Here is a 17447-nt window from a genome sequence, read left to right as displayed (position 1 = left end):
AGGCGGCGCGGGGAATTCCACGAAGGAGCGGCTCTGGTGCGGGCGGAGGGAGTCGAACCCCCACGACTTTCGTCACCGGAACCTAAATCCGGCGCGTCTACCAGTTCCGCCACGCCCGCGATCGGCGGAAGGGCCGCCACGAAACCTGCCCGCTCGCGCGGGCGCCGCTCTATAGCATGGCCGCAAAAGGATGCTTGGAAAAAATTGCGAGCTGCGCCGGACCGTCCGAGGAAGCGTTATCGCGGCGCGACGCGGTGGTCCGCCCCCTCGACCCCCCGAATAAGCCTGACGAGCTGCTCGCGTCCCTGACTGTCGCGCCATTTGGCGTTGCAGAGCGCCGGGCCGCAAATAACTTCAGGATATTTATAGAGGGTCTTGCCCGTAGCGGTCTTCAGCCCGTAGCTCGTGACCGGCTTCCATCCCTGCGCGAGGAGCGCCTGCCGATAGGCGGAATAGCCTTGATCGGCCTGCCCCAGGGCCGCGCTCGAAAAAAGCGCGCAGGCGCTGCAAACGCTCAAAATAGCGGCAAATCTTGTCATATGCGGCGCAACCATGTCCCGAATCCTCTTGGCTTCATCCTCTGGTTCTATCGCTGACGGGACGGCGCGCTCAAGCGGGTCGTTGCTCCGCCGTCCGGCTTGCTTCATAGCTGGGCGCCATGTCTCGCGCCCTGTCTCGCCCCTTCTCCCGCCGCGCGCTGCTCTCCGGCGTCGCCGCGACCCTCGCGACGATTCCCGCGCGCAGCGAGCCCGCGCCCGCTGGCCTGCGCGCCCTCGAAGCCCGGCCGGGCAAGGCGCGGCTCTCGGGCGCGACGGAAACCGACATTCTCGGCTTTGACGGCGCGACGCCCGGCCCGATCCTGCGCTACCGGCAGGGCGATGAACTCGCCATTCGCTTCCTCAACCGCCTCGATCGCCTTCCGGCGACCGTCCATTGGCACGGATTGCGCGGCGACAATGCGATGGAAGGCGTCGCGCCGCTGACGCAGGCCGCCGTCGCTCCCGGCGGCGCCTTCGACTATCGCCGCAAGCTCGCCGACCCCGGCCTCTTCTGCTACCGGCCGAGCGTCTATGGCGAGACGCCCGAGCTGATGGGCCGCGGTCTTAAAGGCCTCCTCCTCGTCGAGGAGCCGACGCCGCTTCCGGCCGACGCCGACCTGCTGCTCGTTCTCGACGACTGGCGGCTCGACGACAAAGGCCAGATCGCCGGCCCATTCGACGATCCGGCGGCGGCGCGCGGGGTCGGGCGGATTGGCCCGCTCCTATGCGTCAACGGCAAGCAGGCGCCGGCGGAGCGACAATTCCAGCCTGGCGCGCGAGTGCGGCTGCGCCTCGCCAATCTCGCCAATGCGCGCATCATGATTCTCTCGCTGCTTGGCGCGCAGCCCTTCGTCATCGCTATCGACAGCCAGCCCTGCGAAGCCTTCGAGCCGATCAAGCGCTCCATCCCGGTCGCGCCGGGGGCGCGTTTCGAACTCATGTTCGATATGCCCGAGCAGGAAGGCGCCAAGGCGAGTCTCGTCCTGCGCGGCCAGAACGGCGAGGATCGCGAGCTTCTTGTCGCCGAAGCCAGAGGCGCGAAAACCGGGAAGCGTCCGCCCATCGCCGCCGCCCCGCCAAATCCCACCCTGCCGGCGGAAATTCCGCTCGCCAAGGCGAAGAAGGTCGATCTCGTGATCGAGCCGCGCAAAGGCGAGGCGCGCGGCCCCGCCTGGACGATCAACGGCGCCGCGACCAAAGCCTATGAAGGGCCTCCCCTGTTTCGCGTTGCGAGGGGAACGCCGGTGACGCTCGGCTTTATCAATAAATCGCCGTCGCCGCTCGCCATGCATGCGCATGGACAATGCATGCGCCTCCTGCACGATCTCGACGACGGCTGGGAGCCCTATTGGCGCAACGGCGTCATCATTCCGCCGGGCAAGACGAAACATGCGGCCTTCGTTGCGGAGTCGCCGGGGAAATGGGCGATCCACGACGATATTCTGGAGCATGAGGCGGGCGGGCTCGCGACATGGTTCGAGGTCGATTAACCGCCCGCCTCGCACAGGCGAATAGCGCATTGAAATAAAATATAGTTTTATTGTCGACGTCGCGCATTGGCCGAGCGCGGCGCGTTGAAAGCGCGGATGCGGAGTCGGCGGCGGCGCGCGATCTCCACGGCGTTTAAAATTCTTGCGCCGGCGCCGCCTTTCAGGCATGTGGCCCTTGGTCGCGGGACAAAGGCCGCGCTCTTGATATATATTAAACGATATGTCGCGGGGAGCGTGCGGCGCGAATTCCCGGAGGCCAGCGCCTTCGCCTTACAAAGCGCGCAAACGCTCGAGTTTGCGCGTCGAAAAGACCGCCCGGAAAGGGCGGCGGCTTACAAAGGGAGAGAGCAAAGATGATCATGCGATTTCTCGTCGCCGTGACGATGGCGACGGTTGGATGGGTTGCGCATGCGCATGCGCATGGCGACGTCGGCGTCAATCAGGGCCAGTGCCTGATGAAGATCGGCCCCGACACGATGACATTCACCGGATATCAGCCGCAGAAGTCTCGCGAGCAGTTCTGCGACGACATTCCCGACGCGGGCCCGACGATCATCACGCTCGATGCGCAGCAGGACGAATTGCGCGACATGATGCTCGAGATGCGCGTGATCCGCGATGTCGGCCAGAGCAATGACACCGATAATATCGAAGCCAATACCGAATATTATTCGCCGCCCAAGAAATATAAGAGCGGTACGCTGACCTTCGAGCACGTCTTCCCGCAGGAAGGCAAATTCATCGGCCTCGTGAAGGCGCGCAGCGACGACGGCACCAAGGAATATGTCGCCCGCTTCCCCTTCTCGGTGGGCCTCACCATGGGCCGGGAGATCACCATCGCGGTGTTCTTCGCGACGCTTGGCGTGGTCGCCTTCGGCCTGTGGTACAAGCACCAGTTCATCGACAAGAAGAAGACGCCGAGCGCTTAAAGCTCTCGACCTTGGAGCAAGTTCCGAATCAGAACTGCTCCGCGCTCTATGCGCTAGTCCATTTCTTCGATACGGCCGTCGCGTAGCGTTACGCGGCGGTCCATTTGTTTGGCGATGTCGAGATTATGCGTCGCGATCAGCGCGGCGAGGCCCGAGGTGCGGGCGAGCGACATCAGCGCCCCGAACACGTGCTCCGCCGTGCGCGGATCGAGATTTCCCGTCGGCTCGTCGGCAAGCAGCAGATAGGGCGCATTGGCCACGGCGCGGGCGATGGCGACGCGCTGCTGCTCGCCGCCCGAAAGCTCGGAAGGGCGATGCGAAACGCGCGCGGAAAGCCGCAGATAGTCGAGCAATTGCTTGGCGCGCTCCCGCGCCTCGCGCCAGCTGAGCCCATTGATCATTTGCGGCAGCGCGACATTTTCGAGCGCGGAGAATTCTGGCAGCAAATGATGGAACTGGTAGATGAAGCCGATCGTGGCGCGGCGGAGCCGCGTGCGGTCGCTATCCGACATGCGCGAGGTCGGCGCGTTCTGGATCAGCACCTCGCCGCCGTCCTGACGCTCCAGGAGACCGGCGATATGCAAAAGCGTCGACTTGCCGGCGCCCGACGGCGCGACCAGCGCCACCGTCTCCCCGGGATAGATCAACAGATTGACGTCGACGAGAATGTCGAGGCGCGCGTCTCCCTCCCGATAGTGACGCGCGATGTGGCGCATTTCGAGAACGGCGTCGACCATCGCGTTCACTCGTGCCGCAAGGCTTCGATCGGATCGAGCGAAGCGGCTTTCCAAGCTGGATAGATCGAGGCGAGAATGGCGAGCGTCAGCGTCATCGCCACGATCGCTCCGACTTCGCGCGGATCGACGATGGCCGGCAGGCGGGACAGGAAATAAAATTCCGCCGGAAACAGATTGGCGTCGAAAAGTTTGTTGATCCCCAGGCGGATCGTATCGAGATTCTTAGCGATGGCGAGGCCGAGCGCGAAGCCGGCGAGCGTTCCCATGACGCCGATCGACGCGCCGATGATGAGAAAGACCCGCAGCACCGCCCCCCGCGTCGCGCCCATTGTGCGCAAGATGGCGACATCCTGCGTCTTGTCCTTCACGAGCATGGTCAGGCCGGAAATGATGTTGAAGGCCGCGACGATGACGATCAGCGTCAGAATGATGAACAGAATGTTCTTCTCGACCTGCAGCGTGTCGAAGAAGGTCTTGTTGCGCTGACGCCAGTCGGTGATGATGATCGGCCGCTCGACGGTCTTTTCGAAATTGAGCCTGAATTCGTCCATCTTCTCCGGATCGTCGACGAAGACCTCGACGACCGTCGCCTCCTTGTCCTTGTTGAAGAAGAGCTGCGCCTCGGCGAGCGGCATATAGACGAAGACATTGTCGAATTCCGACATGCCGATCGAAAAAATCGCGACCACGTCATAGGCCTTGATGCGCGGCGCGATGCCGAAGGGCGTCTGCACGCCTTTCGCAATGAGCAGGCTCACCTTGTCGCCGACGCCGACGCCGAGCGTCTCGGCGAGCCTCTGGCCGATGGCGACGCCGCCGGCCGCGTCGAAACCCTTCAGCGCTCCGCTCTTCACATTGGCCGCGACGCCAGGGAGCCGCACGAGATCCTTCTCCCGCACGCCGCGCGCGAGCACGCCCGACTGGCCGAATTGCGTCGATATGCCGGCCGCGCCCTCCACCATCGGGATCGCGGCTTTCACGCCCGGCAGTTTCTCCGTCTGCGACGCGATAGCGTCCCAATCCGTGAAAGGCGTCTCGACCGCCTGCAGAAAGGCGTGGCCGTTGACGCCCATGATCTTGTCCATCAATTCGCGATGGAAGCCGTTCATGACGGCGGTGACGACGATGAGCGTGGCGACGCCGAGCATGATGCCGAGAAAGGAGAAGCCGGCGATGACGGAGACGAAGCCGTCGGCGCGGCGGGCGCGCAAATAGCGCAGGGCCACCATGCGCTCGAAGGCTGAAAAGGCGCCAGCGCCTTTCGCGGGCTCCGCCGCCCCATTCATGCGAGCGCCTGCTTCACGGCGGAAATGATGCGCGTCGCCGCGTCATGGGGCGCGAGAAGCTCGCGCTCGCCGCTGCGCCGATGCTTCACCTCCACCCTGCCCTCCGCGAGGCCTTTGGGCCCGACGAGCAATTGCCACGGCACGCCGATGAGATCGAGCGTAGCGAATTTGGCGCCCGGCCTCTCGTCGCGGTCGTCATGCAGGACGTCCAGGCCGGCGTTCTCGAATTGCTGGACGAGATCGGCGCAGACCTTGCCCGTCGCCGCGTCGCCGACCTTGAGATCGGCGACGCCGACATGGAAGGGCGCGACCGCCTCGGGCCAGATGACGCCATTGTCGTCATGGCCCGCCTCGATGATGGCGGCGACGAGCCGCGACGGCCCGATGCCGTAGGAACCCATTTGCACGACGACCTCCTTGCCGTCCGGGCCGTTGACCACGGCCTTCATCGGCTCGGAATATTTGGTTCCGAAGTAGAAAATATGGCCGACCTCAATACCGCGCGCGGCGAGGCGCGCCTCTTCCGGCACGGCGGCGAAGCCCGCTTCGTCATGCATTTCGCTCGTCGCGGCGTAGCGGCTCGTCCATTGCGCGACGACCGCCTCGAGCGCGGCCGCGTCGTCGAAGTCGATTCCGGCGGGCGGCGGCGCGAAGGAGAGGAAATCCTTATGGCAATAAACCTCGCTCTCGCCGGTCGAGGCGAGAATGATGAATTCATGGCTGAGGCTGCCGCCGATCGGCCCCGATTCCGCCGCCATCGGAATGGCGGTGAGGCCCATGCGCGCGAAGGTGCGCAGATAAGCCACGAACATCTTATTATAGGAGTGGCGGCCGGCCTCGGCCGTCAGATCGAAGGAATAGGCGTCCTTCATCAGGAATTCGCGCGAGCGCATGACGCCGAAACGCGGCCGAACCTCGTCGCGGAATTTCCACTGGATATGAAAGAGATTGAGCGGGAGATCCTTATAGGAGCGCACATAGGCGCGAAAAATCTCCGTGATCATCTCCTCATTCGTCGGGCCATAGAGCATCTCGCGCTCATGGCGGTCGGTAATGCGCAGCATCTCCTTGCCATAAGCGTCGTAACGGCCCGACTCCCGCCACAAATCGGCTGACTGGATCGTCGGCATCAGGCATTCGACGGCGCCCGCGCGCGTCTGCTCCTCGCGGATAATGGCGTTAATTTTGTTCAAAACCCGCAGCCCGAGCGGCAGCCAGGCGTAAATGCCGGCGGCCTCCTGCCGGATCATCCCCGCCCGCAGCATCAGCCGGTGCGAGACGATTTCCGCCTCTTTCGGCGTCTCGCGCAGAATGGGCAGGAAATATCGGGAGAGACGCATGTTTTGGGTCCCGTGGGGCGAATCGCGAAAAGCATAGCCCGTCCGCCGCCAAAGAGAACGGCGCGGGCGGGGCTGTTGAACCCCGGCGCGGCCAAAAACGCAAGCCTATCGCTTTTATTCGAGGGGGATCGCCCCAAGCGCTTCCCTTTTTGCCCGCCACGCCCATTTCGGCATCACGAACGCATTGGGAGGCCGGAATGGAACAAGCTGCATCCAGGCGTCGCTGGGGGAAAGTCCGCGACAATCCTGAACGCAATCGGTTCGAACTTGACGTCGACGGCGAAACGGCCGTCGCCTATTACCGCATCGACAAGGACGCCATGGTCTTCACATCGACGCAAACCCCGCCGGCGGCGCGCGGCCAGGGCGCCGCCTCCGAACTCATCCGCAACGCGCTGCAAGAAGCGCGAGCGCGAGGGTTGAAGGCGAAAGCTGAATGCTCCTTCGTCGTCGATTATTTGCGGCGTCATCCAGAGTTTGAAGATTAGCTCGCGGTTCTCCCTTCTCCCGCTTGCGGGAGAAGGGAGAACCGCGGCGAGATTTCGACCTTAGGCGATGAGGGGGCTTTTCACCGCCCCGCCCCTTCCGCCTCCGCGGCGAGCTCCAGCCATTGCTCCTCGGCGGCGGCGAGCGCGTGCGCCAGCTCCTCGCGCTGCGCGGCGAGACGCGCGGCCTCCTGCGGATTGCGCGAGAAGGCGTCCGGCGCGGCGAGCGCCGCGTCGACGCGGGCGAGAAGCTGCGTAAACTTCTCCATCTTTTCTTCCGCCGCGGCGAGCTTGCGCCGCGTTTGGCCGGCGTCGCGTCGCTTCGGCGCCTCGGGCGCAGGCGCTGACGGCGCGCGCTTTACCTCCTCGGGGCGCCTTTTCGAGAGCACGAGGCGCGCGTAATCGTCCATGTCGCCGTCGAAAGCGCGCACCGTGCCGTCATCGACGAGCCACAGGCGATCGGCGCAGGCCTCCAGCAGATAGCGGTCATGCGAGACGAGCACGACGGCCCCTTCGTAATCGTTGATCGCCTCGATCAGCGCGGCGCGGCTGTCGATGTCGAGATGGTTCGTCGGCTCGTCGAGGATTAGAAGATGCGGCGCGTTGAAAGAGGCGACGCCGAGCAGCAGCCGCGCCTTCTCGCCGCCGGAGAGATTCGCGACCTTGGTGTCGGCGCGCGCGCCGGAAAAGCCTGTCTGCGCGGCGCGGGCGCGCGCCTTCGCCTCCGTCGCCTCCGGCATCAGCCGCGCGAAGATCGCATAGGGCGTATCCTGTTCGTTCAGATCGTCGATCTGATGCTGCGCGAAAAAGCCTGCCTCGAGTTTGGGCGCGCGCACGACTTCGCCGGCGCAGGCTGAAAGGCGCCCCGCGAGGAGCTTGGCGAAAGTCGATTTGCCATTGCCATTGGCGCCGAGCAGGCCGATGCGGTCGTCGTTGGAAAGCGACAGCGACAGGCGCGACAACACCACCCGATCGCCATAACCGACGGAGGCTTTCTCCAGCGCAATGATCGGCGGCGACAAGGGCTTTTCGGGCGACGGCAGATGGATCGGCAGAACGGCGTCGTCGACGATCGCCGCGATAGGCTGCATTTTGGCGAGGAGCTTCAGGCGCGACTGCGCCTGGCGCGCCTTCGTCGCCTTGGCGCGGAAGCGATCGACGAAAGCCTGCAGATGCGCGCGTTGCGCTTCCTGTTTCTTTGCGCCTTTCGCGGCGAGCAGTTGCGCCTCGCGCCGCTGCTTCTCGAAGGAGGAATAGTCGCCCTTATAGAGGGAGAGCTTGCCGTTTTCGAGGTGGAGAATATGCGTTGCGACCGCGTCGAGAAGATCGCGGTCATGGCTGATGACGACGACGCTCGCCGGGTAGCGCGCCAGATAATCGACCAGCCAGAGCGTTCCTTCGAGATCGAGATAATTCGTCGGCTCGTCGAGGAGAAGCAGATCGGGCTCCGAAAACAGCACGGCCGCGAGCGCGACGCGCATGCGCCAGCCGCCGGAGAATTCCGACAGCGGACGAAGCTGCGCCTCGGCGTCGAAACCGAGGCCATGCAGAATGGCGGCGGCGCGCGCGGGCGCCGAATGCGCGTCGATATCGGCGAGCCGCGTCTGAATCTCGGCGATGTCATGGGGGTCCATGGCCGCCCCGGCGCGGGCGACAAGCTCCGCACGCTCAAGGTCGGCCGCAAGCACGAAGTCGATAAGCGTCGTCGGACCGCCCGGCGCCTCTTGTTCCACGCGCCCGAGCCTTGTGCGCGCGGGCAGCGAAATGGTCCCGCTTTCGGGCGCGATCTCGCCGTCGATCAGCCGAAACAGCGTGGTCTTGCCCGCGCCGTTGCGGCCGACGAAACCCGCCCTTGCGCGCGTGGGGACGAAAACGCCGGCGTGGTCGAAGAGCAGGCGGTTTCCCAGCCGGAAGACGAGATCGTTGATCGTGAGCATGGCCGCGATGCTTTAGAGCTTGGGCGGGAGGGGCGCAAACGGGGATAGCGGCGGCGCGCCGGTCTTGTCTTGCGCCGCCCGCGCCTCTATACACGCCTCGCGCCGCCGCGACGCGGCCGCGCAGCCCGCGCCCATCGTCTAGAGGCCTAGGACGTCGCCCTTTCACGGCGAAAACAGGGGTTCGAATCCCCTTGGGCGCGCCATTTGCGTATAAAATTGCGAACGCCCCGGCCGATTTGTTCTCGGGCGATGACGGCCTGTTCCAGACTGGCCTTGGAGCCTTAGATGCGGATAGCCCTATCGTCGACCTCGATGGCGTCGACGATTGACCGCAAGTAGGCTTGGCGGAAGGCGGTTCCGCGTGTCGTGATCCGCTCCCGCATGAAAGCGCCGAATCGTTCGATGAACCATTCTGGCGCAAGGAGTAAATCTCGCCAGGATCCGGGCTCGGACTATCCATTGTGAAGGAACTTGTCGAGTTACTCGGGGGTGCAATCCCTATCCAGGACACGCCCGGCGGAGGCGCGACGTTCAAACTATCGCTCCCTAGCGAGCGGACCGTGGAAAAGGCGGGCGCGTCCGACGCTCATGAAAAGGTGTCAGTCGGTTAGAGCAGTATTTCAAAGACATAAGTGTTCGCATCTTTGTCCTGAACTCTTATATCATTAAAATGGCGTTATAATTTCTGACGCTTCGAGTCATGATTCTGCGTGAACGGCCGAAACATCGACGACATGTTCGTTGGAAACGCCAGTTTGAACGTAGCGCCGCCGCCGGGCGTTTCTTCCACCCAAATACGGCCGCCGAGCTTGTCCATTAGCTCTTTAGCGATAGCAAGACCAAGACCTGTTCCGCGCGTGGCGTCGCTCTTGCGCCAAAAAGGCTCGAAGATCATCTCGCGGTCAGCGAGCGCTATCCCTGGACCATGATCAACGACCTCGACGGTGGCGTTCGTCAACACGCGAACGATGATCGTTCCGCCATTCGGTTCAGCTCGCGCGGCGTTTTCGATGAGATTTGTTACGACGCTCTCCACGGCCCAGCGATAACCCCGAACGATGATCTTAGCGTCAGGCGCGTCGTAATCGATGTGGCGGTTATTGTCGAAGGCGATCGGCATATAGTCGGCGATGGTCGAACGAATTGCTTCGGGGAGATCGAGCTCCGGCGTCCCATTCGCATCGCCGCGCTCTTCTATTTGCGCGAGGACGAGCAATTGTTCGAGGATCGTTTTGATGCGTGAGGCGTCGCGCTGCATTTCGCGCTTGAGGGGGCCGTCCTCCATCTTGTCGAGGCGCGCGCATAAAATCGCGATCGGCGTGCGCAGCTCATGCGCTGAATTGGCGGCGAAGCGCCTCTGCCGAGCGACGCCCTCATGGACACGCTGAAAAGCGTCGTTCACAGCTTCGACGAAGGGTAGAATCTCGGACGGTAAATTGGCGTCGGGAATCCGTTGATTGAGCGTGTCGACATCCATTTGTCTGATTTTTCCGGCGGCCATGCGCACGGGCGCCAAGCCGCCCCGCACGACCGAAAAGCCTATGATCGATATCAGGGCGCAGAGCGGCAGATAGGCCAGAAGGTTTTCGGTCACCAGATAAGCGTGCAGCTGGTAGAACACGTCGTCCCAATGAAAGTTGGAGCCATAAACGATGGTGCCAAGCTTCCCGAAAGGCGTAACCGTCGTGCGGATGTATCCGCGCGCCCTGACGTTGGCGTCGTTGGACAAATGGAATAGAGAGCCGAATACTTCGACATTGCCCATCAACGCTTTGAAGTTCTCGGCCAAGTCCGCGGACGAGCCAGGAAGGAGCGCCCCGGTTGCGGGGTCGAAAACGGCATATCGAAAGTCTGGGTTGCGCTCCTTATGCTTCCGCAGCGCTTCGGTCGGCTCAACATAGAGCGTCCCGTCGGGAGCGCGCCGGAGCGCGTCGATCACCGCCTCCCGCGCCCGTTTCGTTGTCCAGACTTCAGGCGCATGGCTGTGGTCTCGTCCCCAGAAGAAGGCGAGAGGGATTTGCACCGTCACCGGCGTGGAGAAAAAGACGAGCAGCGATCCGACGATCCAGTAGAGGATCAAGCGAGAAGACAGCGAGCGGCGCCACATCACACGCGCACCGGCGCGATCAGATAGCCGACGCTGCGGGTCGCATAAATATCGACGCCCGCGCCCGCATCTCTCAGCCTCTGTCGCAAGCGCGACGCCAGCATTTTTAGCGCATTGTTCTGCACCTGCTCATCAAGGCCGTATATTTCGTCAATGATCGTCGAATGCATGACCGCTCGGCCGGCGCGGCGCATCAAAGTTTCGAGCAACAGCAACTCGCGCTTGGGCAGGATCAACGGACGACCATTCACGTATGCCTCGCGCTGATTGAGGTCAAAGGACAGCGCGCCGACGGAAACCGTGGGGATTGAAACGGCGCCGGGACGCCTTAGGCTGGCGCGAACGCGGGCCAGCAATTCATCGGCGGCGAAGGGCTTTACCAGATAGTCGTCGGCACCGGCGTCGAGGCCGTTGATTCGGTCGTCGATCGATCGCAACGCCGTCACCATGAGCACGCGGATGCTCGGCCGCAGCGAGCGAATCTGAGGCAGAAAATTCATGCCGTCCCCGTCGGGGAGCCTTCTATCAAGCAGCAGGACTGGATAATCATAGGCGCGAAGCGCTTCGAGCGTCTCGGCGATCGTGCCGACGCAGTCGACGACATAGCCCGACCGCCCGAGGCGATCGCGCATCATGGAGCCCAAGTCGCGCTGGTCTTCAACGACCAATATTTTCATAGGAGGATGTCCGCACCTCGCGTTCGTTGAGTTCTCGGAACGCGCCTCCAATGACGAACCCTATTGGTTTGTGTTGCATCCTTGCAACAGCAATTTTCATATTTTCGTCTCTTGCGCGCAATCCCCCAACGGTTGCCCTCGCGTTACCCTCCGATGTTAGGTCAACGCATACACTTGTTCGAGGTCGGAACTTGCGCCGGACCAGCTGGATATTTCTCCTCATCCTCGCGCTCCAGAGCGTCGCTTTCGCGATCGCTCCGGCGGGGTCGGAGCGTGCGCAGACCTTTGAAACAACCTCTATTTCTCCAATAGCGCAGGACTGCGTCAGCAGCCCCGCCGGCGAGACGCCCGTTCGGAACGATATCTGCTGGCAGTGCTGCCTTGCCTGTTGCTTTAGCGCTTCCGGCGAAGGGTTGGATTTCGACGCGATCGTCGTAAGCCGTATCGCCTTCCCGCCTCCCGTGAAGGCGAAAGCGCTGGCGAGGATTCCGACAAAAGACTTGCCGCCGCGGGCGTTCGAGTCGACGCGCCCCTGGTCCTCGCGCGCGCCCCCTTTCCTCTCCTGATCTCAGCGCCTGGGCCAACAAGGCCCAATGTCACTGTAGCTCGAGCGGCTGGATGAAAGCCGCATCAGGAGAATCGTATGTCCCGCTCAGTCCTATTGCGCGGCGCGTCCGCCGCGTCGATGCTGCTCGCCTTCCTTCCGTCGGCTGCAAGCGCCCAGCAGGTCCTTCCTACCATCCAAATCGGCGCATCCCGACAGGCGCCCGCCCCCTCTCCGGCAGCCCCCGAGCCCGCTCCCTCGTCGGCGCCATACGCGCCAGGCTTCAGCGCTGCGCGGGCCAAATTGCCGATCTACCGGGATCCGCCAGGGGAGACGGTAACGACCGTCAACACCAAATTCCTGACGCCAACGCCGCTGCTCGACGTCCGGGGAGTGCTGAATTACAGCCCCGGCGTCTCCATACAGCAAGGCAATAATGCGCGCGATCTGATGATCTCGATTCGCGGGTCCGGCAACCGGCTCGGCACGGGGTTTCCTTTTGGCATCCGCAACATCATGCTGTGGGAAGACGGATTTCCGATCATGACGGCGGACGGCAATGGCCGCACCGACCTGCTCGATCCGCACTCTTACGCCGCCGTCGACGTCTATCGCGGACCCTCATCCGCGCTCTTCGGCAATTACGCCTATGGCGGCGCGATCAATTTTCGCACCTTTTCCGGCGCCGAAATCGACGGCGTCAACACAGGATCGGAATTTGGCAGCTTCGGCTATGTCAACAATTACATTCGCGTCGGCAAGGCGGTGAAGGACACAGCGCTCGGCGCCTTCGATCTGGCGTTTTTTGCTTCCGACGCCAATGGCAGCGGCTATGCCCGCAATTCTTACTCAGGCAAACAAGCCAAGCTTCTCGCCAGATGGGACGTGACCCCCACCGATCGCGTCATCGTGAAATATATCGCCAACGACTTGAGATCTGAGTTCATCAACCGAGAAAATCTAACGGTATACTACCTCAATCCTTTTCAGAAAAATTACGGCTGTTCCATCCCGGTCGCCCTGAATCTCAACTTGTGCAATAATCTGAACGTGCCGGTGAATGGCATATCCGGCGCGACCGTTCGCCAAAGCGTCTGGCAGCTTGGCACTCATTCGAACACACTCAGACAGATCGGCGGCGTCCAGTTCGAGCATGATTTTGATAACAACACGACGTGGCGATCGCAATTCACTTACGACTATCTCGATAACATCAACGGAACTTGGCCGCCGCCGATATTGGGCCCAGGAGGACAAGGCGGCCCGGTGGCTATGAGAGGTCCGACGGTGGGCATCACCGCGCAGACCGACATTACCAGTCACACGCCGCTGTTTGGATTTCCGGCGACGCACTTTCTTCAGTTCTTCTATAACAACGCCAAAACCACCAATCCGACCTTTAACCAAATTGCTAATGTCTGGTATAGCGGCGCGATCGGCGCGCAAGTCGGCAAGATGGATTCCTACACGTCAAACATTGGCCTGCGCGCGCGCGAAGAGATTGCGCTCGCGCCGGGCCTGACTGGCGTCGTGGGATTCAGCGCCAATTGGAATCGCGTTTGGGGCGTCAACACCGCTTATATCTACCCCAATCCGCAGCCCAGATTTCCCTATCAGGTCGCCGTCGACAATGACTATTGGAACACGGCGCCGGAAGCGTCGCTCACCTATCGCTACAGCCCCGAATGGCAAGTGCGGGCCCGCTATGCGACGGGCTACAGCACGCCGACATTCGTGTTTCTCACCAGCACGCGAAACGGCGTCGGCACCAATCCGCTGAAGGCCCAGACCAATATGGGGGTCGATCTCGGGATCGACTGGACGCCACGCTCCAATCTCACCGTGAGCGTGACCGGTTTCAACGAATGGCACCGCAACGAAATTTTAACGTTGGCCAATTCTGTGGGCGGCGTGGTCGCCAGCTATCAAACGAACATTCCCGCCTCTCTACATCGCGGCGTGGAAGTCAACGCCGATTGGCGGCCCTTTGAGGGATGGCGGCTGATCACGGCCTATACGTTCAACGATCAGTTCTTCACGAATTATTGGGACGATCTTGGAACAGTCGGCGGCCGAGCGGTCTTATATAATCGCGCCGGCAACAGGATTCCGAATGTGCCGCCGCATACGCTGACGACGCGCGTCGGATATGACCAGCCTTATGGCGATCTTTCGGGCCTCGGCGCCTATGTCGAATATGTCCTTAAGAGCTCCTACACGATCGACAACGCCAATTTCACCGCCATACCGAGCTACAGCGTGTTCAACGTGAACGCTCACTATAATCACGACATAGCTGACTTCTATGTCAAAAACATCGAGCTCTTTTTTGACGTCTCGAACATCTTTAACCGGACTTACGTCGCCGGCGCATTCGTTGTCGGCAACACGCTCCTTACGGGCACCCCCATACAAACGCCGCTGGTCTGGCCGACCGGCGGTCTGGCGACGGCCCAGGGCGCAGGCATCCTCGCCGGCCAGCCGCGCGCTTTCGCTGGCGGCATCAAACTCAAATTCTGAACGCGAGGCGAGGCGGGAAATGACGACGATGTTTCATGTCGAAAAAATGCGCTGCAGCGGCTGCGCCAAGCATGTCACGGAGGCGGTGCAGGCGGCGCTGCCCGGCGCGAAGATCGACATAGACCTTGCGACAGGCACAGTCGCCGTTTCGCCAACGCCGGACCAGCCTGCGAGCGTGATCAAGGCCATCGCAGAGGCAGGCTATACGGCGCATGTCGCGCATGATGGCGACGTCTGGGACGCGGATTTTCGCGCGCGGCGCCAGGCGGCGCGCGCCCGGCTCGATGCGATGAACCCTCATATGACGCCGGAAGGAGACCCGAGCGATCCTACGGGCGATCGGTGGTTCTCGAAGGTCTACGCCCTTGCGAATGACGACGCCGCCAATGTTCCTTGGGCCGCGCTGGAGCCAAATTCCTTGCTGATGGATTGGCTCGCGGGACAAAAAACGCTGAGCGGGAAACGCGCGCTCGATGTCGGCTGCGGACTTGGCGACAACGCCGAGGCTCTGGCCGCAGCCGGCGCGCGCGTCGCGGCGTTCGATTACATCGAACGCGCGATCGATTGGGCGAAGCGACGCTATCCAAACAGTCTCGTCGACTATCGCGCCGCCGACCTCTTGGACCCTCCGCACGAATGGCTCGGCGCTTTCGACATCGTGCATGAATGCTATACGCTGCAAACGATTAACGAGGAGATGTTCATGCGCGCCGCCCACGCCTTGGCGTCGCTCGTCGCGCCCGGCGGACGCTTGCTGGTGATCTCCGCGGCGCGCGACGAAGGAGAGCCCCAGACCACGCCTTGGCGTCCGTTAACCCGCGCCGATATTGAAAGCCTCGCGGTCGATGGGCTCGTCATCGAGAAGCTTGAGGACGTGCCTCAGGAAGGTTACGTATCGCGCCGTTGGCGCGCGATATTCTCGCGCGAGAATGCGCCCTTCTGAACGTGGCGACGGCTTTCTCGCAGCTTCGCCCGCTGAAGAGAGAAGCGATCCGATGCTAGGCCGCCTCCTTTCGAGAATAAGGCTCCCGGCGGGCGCAAGCGTTCGCCGATCCCTGCTTTTGACCGTCATCTCCGTCATAGCCGCCGTTGGCGTCGATGGCGCGGCGGCGGTGCAAGCGCCGACGCATGGCCTCGCGCTCTTCGGCGAGCCCGCGTTGCCAGCGAACTTCGACCACTTTCCCTACGCCAATCCCCAAGCGCCAAAAGGCGGCAGGCTGCGGCTCGGCATGCGGGGCAGCTACGACAGCCTCAACCCCTACAATCTTAAGTTCTTCGCCGCGCCGCAGCTTCTGATCGGCAATGTATATCAAAGCCTGATGGTTCGATCGCAGGACGAACCCTATACGCTTTACGCCCTCGTCGCCCAGTCGGTCGACATCGACGACGCTCGGGAACATGTCGTCTTTCATCTCGATCCGCGCGCGCGATTTGCGGATAAGACGCCGATCGTCGCCGACGACGTGATTTTTTCCTTTGAATTGCTGAAAGCCAAGGGTCGTCCCGGCCAGCGCATGGCTTTCGCGCAGGTGAAAAAATTCGAAGCGCTCGACGCGCATACGGTTCGTTTCGATTTGACAGGCCTAGCGGATCGCGAAGCCCCGCTCGTCCTCGCCGCCATGCCCGTACTTTCCAGGAAGGCCACAGACGTCGAACATTTCGCTGAGACCAACATGGCGATTCCCACCGGCTCTGGTCCCTATGTCGTAAAGGAGGCGAAAGCGGGCGCCCGTCTCGTTTTGCAACGAGATCCGGAATACTGGGCGAAAGACGTCGCCAGTCAGCGAGGACTTTATAACTTTGATGAAATCGACATCGAATGGTATCGCGACGGTGGCGCGCTGTTCGAGGCGCTGAAGGCCGGCCTGATCGATTATCGCGAAGAGTCCAGCGCAACCCGCTGGCAGACCGGCTATGATTTTCCGGCGCTGCGCGAGGGCATGATCGTCAAGGACGTTTTGCGCCCGGGCCGCCCTGTCGGCATGGAAGGCTTCGTCTTTAATCTGCGCAAGGATTTCTTTCGCGACGTCAGGCTGCGCGAAGCCATCGCGATGATGTTCGACTTCGAATGGATCAACGCCAATTTCTATGGCGGCGCTTATAAGCGAACCGTAAGCTATTTCGACGAGTCGGAGTTTTCCTCCTCGGGACGGTCTGCGAGCGAGGCTGAGCGCGCGTTCCTCGCCCGATTTCCTGGAGCAGTGCGCGAGGATATTCTAGAAGGACGTTGGCGACCGCCTGTTCACGACGGCACGGGGCGCGATCGGGAGATTGCGAAGCAGGCGCAGAATCTATTGCTTGAAGGCGGATATCAGCTCAAGGGCGCTGCGCTGGAAAAGGACGGCAAGCCGATCGTTTTTGAAATCATGATCCGCGACCGTGACGAAGAGCGTTTGGCGCTTAATTTCGCTGCGTCGCTGAAGCGAATTGGCATAACGGCCGAGCCGAGGATCTATGACGAAGTTCAATATCAACAGCGGCGACAGAAATTCGAATATGACATGACGATCGGCCAATGGCGGCATGAAGCGACGCCGGGACAGGAGCAGAAGAACCGCTGGAGTTCGAGCAGCATCGACCGGGAGAGCGGCGTCAATCTCGCGGGCGCGTCGTCGCCCGCGCTCGACGCGCTTGTCGACGCATTGCCTTTCGCGCGCGTGAAGGACGAATATATCGCTGTCGCGCGCGCGCTCGACCGCGCGTTGCTCTCCGGATTCTATTTCGTGCCGCTGTTTCATGCGGGCGAGATTTGGACCGCGCATAGCGCAAAGCTCGCGCGGCCATCCTACTTGCCGCGTTTTCCGATGTACCCATTCGGCTTTACGCTGGAGACTTGGTGGCGCAAGGAGCCTTGAC

14 protein-coding genes and 2 tRNA genes are annotated in these 17447 nt (G+C 62.1%); 8 read left to right on the top strand and 8 right to left on the bottom strand.

What is annotated here, in order from left to right; translation table 11 throughout:
* Positions 1–34 precede the first annotated feature (34 nt).
* Both V3H18_RS01145 and V3H18_RS01140 read right to left on the bottom strand, forming a co-directional pair.
* Positions 35–119: transfer RNA gene (locus tag V3H18_RS01145), tRNA-Leu, on the bottom strand.
* Positions 120–236: 117 nt separating this feature from the next.
* On the bottom strand, positions 237–554 hold the full coding sequence (locus tag V3H18_RS01140) for a hypothetical protein (RefSeq protein ID WP_332080034.1): 318 nt from the start codon (positions 552–554) through the stop codon (positions 237–239).
* A 104-nt stretch (positions 555–658) separates the two neighbouring features.
* Between V3H18_RS01140 and V3H18_RS01135 the strand changes: the two genes are divergently transcribed.
* The gene (locus V3H18_RS01135) at positions 659–2029 is read left to right on the top strand and encodes a multicopper oxidase family protein (RefSeq protein ID WP_332080033.1); all 1371 of its coding nucleotides are present in this window, start codon (positions 659–661) and stop codon (positions 2027–2029) included.
* A 353-nt stretch (positions 2030–2382) separates the two neighbouring features.
* On the top strand, positions 2383–2958 hold the full coding sequence (locus V3H18_RS01130; protein ID WP_332080032.1) for a hypothetical protein: 576 nt from the start codon (positions 2383–2385) through the stop codon (positions 2956–2958).
* 53 nt (positions 2959–3011) lie between these two features.
* Here the strand turns inward: V3H18_RS01130 and V3H18_RS01125 are convergent, their stop codons facing one another.
* Genes V3H18_RS01125 through proS form a run of 3 tightly spaced genes read right to left on the bottom strand, consistent with a single transcriptional unit; the run spans position 3012 to position 6321 of the window.
* Positions 3012–3695: an ABC transporter ATP-binding protein gene (locus V3H18_RS01125; protein ID WP_332080031.1), complete on the bottom strand. Its 684-nt coding sequence runs from the start codon at positions 3693–3695 to the stop codon at positions 3012–3014.
* A gap of 5 nt (positions 3696–3700) precedes the next feature.
* Positions 3701–4981, bottom strand: coding sequence for a lipoprotein-releasing ABC transporter permease subunit (locus V3H18_RS01120; RefSeq protein ID WP_332080030.1), 1281 nt, complete (start codon positions 4979–4981; stop codon positions 3701–3703).
* Complete coding sequence (gene proS, locus V3H18_RS01115; RefSeq protein WP_332080029.1) at positions 4978–6321, bottom strand: proline--tRNA ligase; 1344 nt, start codon at positions 6319–6321, stop codon at positions 4978–4980. Before proS ends, V3H18_RS01120 begins: the two co-directional genes overlap by 4 nt.
* A 197-nt stretch (positions 6322–6518) precedes the next feature.
* Here proS and V3H18_RS01110 point away from each other — a divergent pair, with 197 nt between their 5' ends.
* Positions 6519–6809, top strand: coding sequence for a GNAT family N-acetyltransferase (locus V3H18_RS01110; protein ID WP_332080028.1), 291 nt, complete (start codon positions 6519–6521; stop codon positions 6807–6809).
* Between the two features lie 80 nt (positions 6810–6889).
* On the opposite strand, the gene V3H18_RS01105 is transcribed toward V3H18_RS01110, so the two are convergent.
* Positions 6890–8743, bottom strand: a complete 1854-nt coding sequence (locus tag V3H18_RS01105; RefSeq protein ID WP_332080027.1) for an ABC-F family ATP-binding cassette domain-containing protein — start codon at positions 8741–8743, stop codon at positions 6890–6892.
* 127 nt (positions 8744–8870) lie between these two features.
* On the opposite strand from V3H18_RS01105, the gene V3H18_RS01100 reads away from it, so the two are divergent.
* Both V3H18_RS01100 and V3H18_RS01095 read left to right on the top strand, forming a co-directional pair.
* A tRNA-Glu gene (locus V3H18_RS01100) sits at positions 8871–8946 on the top strand.
* Positions 8947–9171: 225 nt separating this feature from the next.
* Entirely contained in the window at positions 9172–9354 is a 183-nt protein-coding gene (locus V3H18_RS01095; protein WP_332080106.1) for an ATP-binding protein, read from the top strand.
* Positions 9355–9419: 65 nt separating this feature from the next.
* Here the strand turns inward: V3H18_RS01095 and V3H18_RS01090 are convergent, their stop codons facing one another.
* Together V3H18_RS01090 and V3H18_RS01085 are read right to left on the bottom strand one after the other, a co-directional pair.
* Positions 9420–10850: a sensor histidine kinase gene (locus V3H18_RS01090; RefSeq protein WP_332080026.1), complete on the bottom strand. Its 1431-nt coding sequence runs from the start codon at positions 10848–10850 to the stop codon at positions 9420–9422.
* The gene (locus V3H18_RS01085) at positions 10850–11527 is read right to left on the bottom strand and encodes a response regulator transcription factor (protein WP_332080025.1); all 678 of its coding nucleotides are present in this window, start codon (positions 11525–11527) and stop codon (positions 10850–10852) included. Before V3H18_RS01085 ends, V3H18_RS01090 begins: the two co-directional genes overlap by 1 nt.
* 847 nt (positions 11528–12374) lie before the next feature.
* Between V3H18_RS01085 and V3H18_RS01080 the strand changes: the two genes are divergently transcribed.
* The 3 genes from V3H18_RS01080 (at position 12375) to V3H18_RS01070 (ending at position 17446) form a co-directional block, all read left to right on the top strand.
* On the top strand, positions 12375–14591 hold the full coding sequence (locus V3H18_RS01080; protein ID WP_332080024.1) for a TonB-dependent receptor family protein: 2217 nt from the start codon (positions 12375–12377) through the stop codon (positions 14589–14591).
* Positions 14592–14610: 19 nt separating this feature from the next.
* Positions 14611–15534, top strand: a complete 924-nt coding sequence (locus V3H18_RS01075) for a methyltransferase domain-containing protein (RefSeq protein ID WP_332080023.1) — start codon at positions 14611–14613, stop codon at positions 15532–15534.
* A 118-nt stretch (positions 15535–15652) separates the two neighbouring features.
* Entirely contained in the window at positions 15653–17446 is a 1794-nt protein-coding gene (locus V3H18_RS01070) for an extracellular solute-binding protein (RefSeq protein ID WP_332080022.1), read from the top strand.
* Position 17447: the final 1 nt, after the last annotated feature.

The organism is Methylocystis borbori, assembly GCF_036576025.1.
In the GTDB taxonomy this organism is placed as follows: Bacteria; Pseudomonadota; Alphaproteobacteria; order Rhizobiales; family Beijerinckiaceae; genus Methylocystis; species Methylocystis borbori.
The sequence above is the reverse complement of the archived record's forward strand: the minus strand, read 5'-3'. Positions and strand labels throughout refer to the sequence as shown.

Bases quoted from the DNA above. Each gene is read 5' to 3' on its own strand.
- V3H18_RS01120 (WP_332080030.1), bottom strand. From the start codon at position 4,981: ATGAATGGGGCGGCGGAGCCCGCGAAAGGCGCTGGCGCCTTTTCAGCC.
- V3H18_RS01135 (WP_332080033.1), top strand. From the start codon at position 659: ATGTCTCGCGCCCTGTCTCGCCCCTTCTCCCGCCGCGCGCTGCTCTCC.
- V3H18_RS01085 (WP_332080025.1), bottom strand. From the start codon at position 11,527: ATGAAAATATTGGTCGTTGAAGACCAGCGCGACTTGGGCTCCATGATG.
- V3H18_RS01130 (WP_332080032.1), top strand. From the start codon at position 2,383: ATGATCATGCGATTTCTCGTCGCCGTGACGATGGCGACGGTTGGATGG.
- V3H18_RS01090 (WP_332080026.1), bottom strand. From the start codon at position 10,850: ATGTGGCGCCGCTCGCTGTCTTCTCGCTTGATCCTCTACTGGATCGTC.
- V3H18_RS01075 (WP_332080023.1), top strand. From the start codon at position 14,611: ATGACGACGATGTTTCATGTCGAAAAAATGCGCTGCAGCGGCTGCGCC.
- V3H18_RS01105 (WP_332080027.1), bottom strand. From the start codon at position 8,743: ATGCTCACGATCAACGATCTCGTCTTCCGGCTGGGAAACCGCCTGCTC.
- V3H18_RS01140 (WP_332080034.1), bottom strand. From the start codon at position 554: ATGGTTGCGCCGCATATGACAAGATTTGCCGCTATTTTGAGCGTTTGC.
- proS (WP_332080029.1), bottom strand. From the start codon at position 6,321: ATGCGTCTCTCCCGATATTTCCTGCCCATTCTGCGCGAGACGCCGAAA.
- V3H18_RS01125 (WP_332080031.1), bottom strand. From the start codon at position 3,695: ATGGTCGACGCCGTTCTCGAAATGCGCCACATCGCGCGTCACTATCGG.
- V3H18_RS01110 (WP_332080028.1), top strand. From the start codon at position 6,519: ATGGAACAAGCTGCATCCAGGCGTCGCTGGGGGAAAGTCCGCGACAAT.